Origin of the sequence: Bacteroides sp. AF34-31BH, from assembly GCF_003602795.1 — a bacterium.
GTDB lineage: Bacteria > Bacteroidota > Bacteroidia > Bacteroidales > Bacteroidaceae > Bacteroides > Bacteroides uniformis.
This window is the reverse complement of sequence record NZ_QTLV01000027.1, coordinates 1-5164: the sequence shown is the minus strand read 5'-3', so window position 1 is coordinate 5164 and position 5164 is coordinate 1. Positions and strand designations below refer to the sequence as shown.

The window sequence follows — 5164 nt, the reverse complement described above, 5'->3', positions numbered from 1 at the left end:
CGCACTTTAATTTTTAATTTGCGCAGTCACGATACTTTTACAATGAAGAGTTTGATCCTGGCTCAGGATGAACGCTAGCTACAGGCTTAACACATGCAAGTCGAGGGGCAGCATGAACTTAGCTTGCTAAGTTTGATGGCGACCGGCGCACGGGTGAGTAACACGTATCCAACCTGCCGATGACTCGGGGATAGCCTTTCGAAAGAAAGATTAATACCCGATGGCATAGTTCTTCCGCATGGTAGAACTATTAAAGAATTTCGGTCATCGATGGGGATGCGTTCCATTAGGTTGTTGGCGGGGTAACGGCCCACCAAGCCTTCGATGGATAGGGGTTCTGAGAGGAAGGTCCCCCACATTGGAACTGAGACACGGTCCAAACTCCTACGGGAGGCAGCAGTGAGGAATATTGGTCAATGGACGAGAGTCTGAACCAGCCAAGTAGCGTGAAGGATGACTGCCCTATGGGTTGTAAACTTCTTTTATACGGGAATAAAGTGAGGCACGTGTGCCTTTTTGTATGTACCGTATGAATAAGGATCGGCTAACTCCGTGCCAGCAGCCGCGGTAATACGGAGGATCCGAGCGTTATCCGGATTTATTGGGTTTAAAGGGAGCGTAGGCGGACGCTTAAGTCAGTTGTGAAAGTTTGCGGCTCAACCGTAAAATTGCAGTTGATACTGGGTGTCTTGAGTACAGTAGAGGCAGGCGGAATTCGTGGTGTAGCGGTGAAATGCTTAGATATCACGAAGAACTCCGATTGCGAAGGCAGCCTGCTGGACTGTAACTGACGCTGATGCTCGAAAGTGTGGGTATCAAACAGGATTAGATACCCTGGTAGTCCACACAGTAAACGATGAATACTCGCTGTTTGCGATATACAGTAAGCGGCCAAGCGAAAGCGTTAAGTATTCCACCTGGGGAGTACGCCGGCAACGGTGAAACTCAAAGGAATTGACGGGGGCCCGCACAAGCGGAGGAACATGTGGTTTAATTCGATGATACGCGAGGAACCTTACCCGGGCTTGAATTGCAACTGAATGATGTGGAGACATGTCAGCCGCAAGGCAGTTGTGAAGGTGCTGCATGGTTGTCGTCAGCTCGTGCCGTGAGGTGTCGGCTTAAGTGCCATAACGAGCGCAACCCTTATCGATAGTTACCATCAGGTGATGCTGGGGACTCTGTCGAGACTGCCGTCGTAAGATGTGAGGAAGGTGGGGATGACGTCAAATCAGCACGGCCCTTACGTCCGGGGCTACACACGTGTTACAATGGGGGGTACAGAAGGCAGCTACACGGCGACGTGATGCTAATCCCGAAAGCCTCTCTCAGTTCGGATTGGAGTCTGCAACCCGACTCCATGAAGCTGGATTCGCTAGTAATCGCGCATCAGCCACGGCGCGGTGAATACGTTCCCGGGCCTTGTACACACCGCCCGTCAAGCCATGAAAGCCGGGGGTACCTGAAGTGCGTAACCGCAAGGAGCGCCCTAGGGTAAAACTGGTGATTGGGGCTAAGTCGTAACAAGGTAGCCGTACCGGAAGGTGCGGCTGGAACACCTCCTTTCTGGAGTGACGTCTCGACTCGATCGTTGGTTCTTGAAGTTATGCTTCCATAAGAACCTCTTGTACTGCGCGTACTTGTTTATTAAAATATACGAGAAAAGTAGAAGCCGAGCCGTAAGGCGAGGGTTTGACTGACAGTCCTATAGCTCAGTTGGTTAGAGCGCTACACTGATAATGTAGAGGTCGGCAGTTCAACTCTGCCTGGGACTACTTCAAAGTTGAAAATTGAAAATTGAAAACTGAAAATCGGGAACTCTCCGGATTTTCCACTTTCCACTTTCCGTTTTCCACTTATAAGAAGGGGGATTAGCTCAGCTGGCTAGAGCACCTGCTTTGCACGCAGGGGGTCAACGGTTCGAATCCGTTATTCTCCACTCCGTTTTGATTATTGTTTTATAATTGAAACACCGTTCTTTGACATGATGTGACCAAAAAAAAGTAAAGTTAAAAGCTGAAAGTATATATCGACCATACGTGATCGGTAAGACAAAAAGTAAGTAAGGGCACATGGCGGATGCCTTGGCTCTCGGAGGCGATGAAGGACGTGATAAGCTGCGATAAGCTGCGGGTAGGTGCAAATAACCTTTGATCCGCGGATTTCCGAATGGGACAACCCGGTACTTTGAAGAAGTATCATCCTGCATTGCAGGAGGCTAACGCAGGGAACTGAAACATCTTAGTACCTGCAGGAAAAGAAAATAAACAATGATTCCCCCAGTAGTGGCGAGCGAACGGGGAATAGCCCAAACCATCCATGTTACGGCATGGGTGGGGTTGTAGGACCACGCCGTGGCAAGAAAGTTGGTGAGCAGAATGTTCTGGAAAGTACAGCCATAGAGCATGAGAGCTGCGTATGCGAAGCCAACCGAAGCCTAGTGGTATCCTGAGTAGCGCGGAGCACGAGGAATTCTGCGTGAATCTGCCGGGACCATCCGGTAAGGCTAAATACTCCCGAGAGACCGATAGTGAACCAGTACTGTGAAGGAAAGGTGAAAAGCACTTCGAACAGAAGAGTGAAATAGTTCCTGAAACCATGTGCCTACAAGCGGTCGGAGCACCTTTTGGTGTGACGGCGTGCCTTTTGCATAATGAACCTACGAGTTACTTTTTCCGGCGAGGTTAAGGATTTCAGATCTGCAGCCGAAGCGAAAGCGAGTCTGAACAGGGCGTATAGTCGGAAGGAGTAGACGCGAAACCAAGTGATCTACCCTTGGGCAGGTTGAAGGATGGGTAACACCATCTGGAGGACCGAACCAATAAGCGTTGAAAAGCTTCTGGATGACCTGAGGGTGGGGGTGAAAGGCTAATCAAACTTGGAGATAGCTCGTACTCCCCGAAATGCATTTAGGTGCAGCCTTGACTTATACTGGCATGAGGTAGAGCGACTGATAAGATGCGAGGGCTTCACCGCCTATCAAGTCTTGACAAACTCCGAATGCGTGTCAGTTCTATGTCAGGAGTGAGGGCATGGGTGCTAAGGTCCATGTCCTAAAGGAGAACAATCCGGACCAACAGCTAAGGTCCCGAAATGAATACTAAGTTGAACTAACGAAGTCAGATTGCTAAGACAGCTAGGATGTTGGCTTGGAAGCAGCCATTCATTTAAAGAGTGCGTAACAGCTCACTAGTCGAGGAGTTTGGCGTGGATAATAATCGGGCATAAGTATTCTACCGAAGCTTTGGGATGAGAAATCATCGGTAGGGGAGCATTCCACTCTGCGTCGAAGGTGAAGCGCGAGCTTTGCTGGAGCGTGTGGAAAAGCAAATGTAGGTATAAGTAACGATAAAGGGGGTGGGAAACCCCCTCGCCGAAAGACTAAGGTTTCCTGATCAACGCTAATCGGATCAGGGTAAGTCGGGTCCTAAGGCTCAGCCGAACGGCGAGGCCGATGGCAGAACCGGTTAATATTCCGGTACTACCTGTGGGAGTGACGTGGAGACGGAGTCGTGACAGCGCCGCGGACTGACGGAATAGTCCGTTGAAGGGTGTAGATGCTGATTGTTCCAGGCAAATCCGGAGCAAGAGTCGAACCTGATAGTATGGAGCGTTCTTAGAACAATCCAATAGTGCGTGTAATCATACTTCCAAGAAAATCCGCTAAACTTAATCCTGCAGGTACCCGTACCGCAAACGGACACACGTAGTCGGGTTGAATATACTAAGGCGCTTGAGTGATTCACGGTTAAGGAACTAGGCAAACTGACCCTGTAACTTCGGGATAAAGGGTCCTCGCTTTACGGCGAGGCGCAGAGAATAGGTCCAGGCAACTGTTTAACAAAAACACAGGGCTGTGCAAAATTGAAAGATGAAGTATACAGCCTGACACCTGCCCGGTGCTGGAAGGTTAAGAGGAGATGTCATCGCAAGAGAAGCATTGAATTGAAGCCCCAGTAAACGGCGGCCGTAACTATAACGGTCCTAAGGTAGCGAAATTCCTTGTCGGGTAAGTTCCGACCTGCACGAATGGTGTAATGATCTGGACGCTGTCTCAACCGTGAGCTCAGTGAAATTGTAGTATCGGTGAAGATGCCGATTACCCGCGATGGGACGAAAAGACCCCGTGAACCTTTACTATAGCTTAACATTGAATTTGGGTAATTGATGTGTAGGATAGGCCGGAGGCTTCGAAGCAGGTACGCCAGTATTTGTGGAGCCGCTGTTGAAATACGGCCCTTTGATTATTTGAGTTCTAACCCGTTGTTGCGGGGACACTGTTTGGTGGGTAGTTTGACTGGGGTGGTCGCCTCCAAAAGTGTAACGGAGGCTTCTAAAGGTGCCCTCACGACGATTGGTAACCGTCGGCAGAGTGTAATGGCATAAGGGCGCTTGACTGGGAGACTTACAAGTCGATCAGGTAGGAAACTAGAGCATAGTGATCCGGTGTTTCTGTATGGAAAGGACATCGCTCAAAGGATAAAAGGTACTCCGGGGATAACAGGCTGATCCCTCCCAAGAGCTCATATCGACGGAGGGGTTTGGCACCTCGATGTCGGCTCGTCACATCCTGGGGCTGGAGAAGGTCCCAAGGGTTGGGCTGTTCGCCCATTAAAGTGGCACGCGAGCTGGGTTCAGAACGTCGTGAGACAGTTCGGTCTCTATCTATCGTGGGCGCATGAAATTTGCGTGGCTCTGACACTAGTACGAGAGGACCGTGTTGGACTGACCTCTGGTTTACCGGTTGTGCCGCCAGGTGCATTGCCGGGTATCTAAGTCGGGATTGGATAAGTGCTGAAAGCATCTAAGTACGAAGCCAGCCACAAGATTAGATTTCTCAGGGTCGTTGTAGACTACAACGTTGATAGGATGCAGGTGTAAAGGCAGCGATGTCATAGCCGAGCATTACTAATTGCCCGTTCACTTTTTGCCTTCCGTGTATGGAGGTATATACGTTCAGCAATGTATGGACACTTTACTTTTTTCTCATCATGTCTGCCTTATTCAGGTGACTACAGCACCGGGGTTCCACCTCTTCCCATTCCGAACAGAGAAGTTAAGCCCGGTCACGCCGATGGTACTGCGTAACAGTGGGAGAGTAGGTAGTCGCCGTTTTCAGAAGAAGCCTCCGTGTCTGATAAGGATACGGAGGCTTTGTTCGTTT

Annotated in this window: 2 tRNA genes and 3 rRNA genes; all 5 read left to right on the top strand. The window is 49.9% G+C overall.

Going from position 1 to position 5164, the window contains the following annotated elements:
• Positions 1 to 39: 39 nt before the first annotated feature.
• The 5 genes from DWZ67_RS19815 to rrf all read left to right on the top strand — a co-directional run bounded on the left by DWZ67_RS19815 (position 40) and on the right by rrf (position 5115).
• Positions 40 to 1566, top strand: a 16S ribosomal RNA gene (locus DWZ67_RS19815).
• A gap of 135 nt (positions 1567 to 1701) precedes the next feature.
• Positions 1702 to 1775: transfer RNA gene (locus tag DWZ67_RS19810), tRNA-Ile, on the top strand.
• Positions 1776 to 1865: 90 nt separating this feature from the next.
• Positions 1866 to 1939 (top strand) — tRNA-Ala (locus tag DWZ67_RS19805).
• Between the two features lie 113 nt (positions 1940 to 2052).
• Positions 2053 to 4932, top strand: a 23S ribosomal RNA gene (locus DWZ67_RS19800).
• A gap of 72 nt (positions 4933 to 5004) precedes the next feature.
• Positions 5005 to 5115, top strand: a 5S ribosomal RNA gene (gene rrf / locus DWZ67_RS19795).
• Together the 16S, 23S and 5S rRNA genes with 2 tRNA genes alongside form the textbook arrangement of a ribosomal RNA operon.
• The last annotated feature ends 49 nt before the right edge of the window (positions 5116 to 5164 follow it).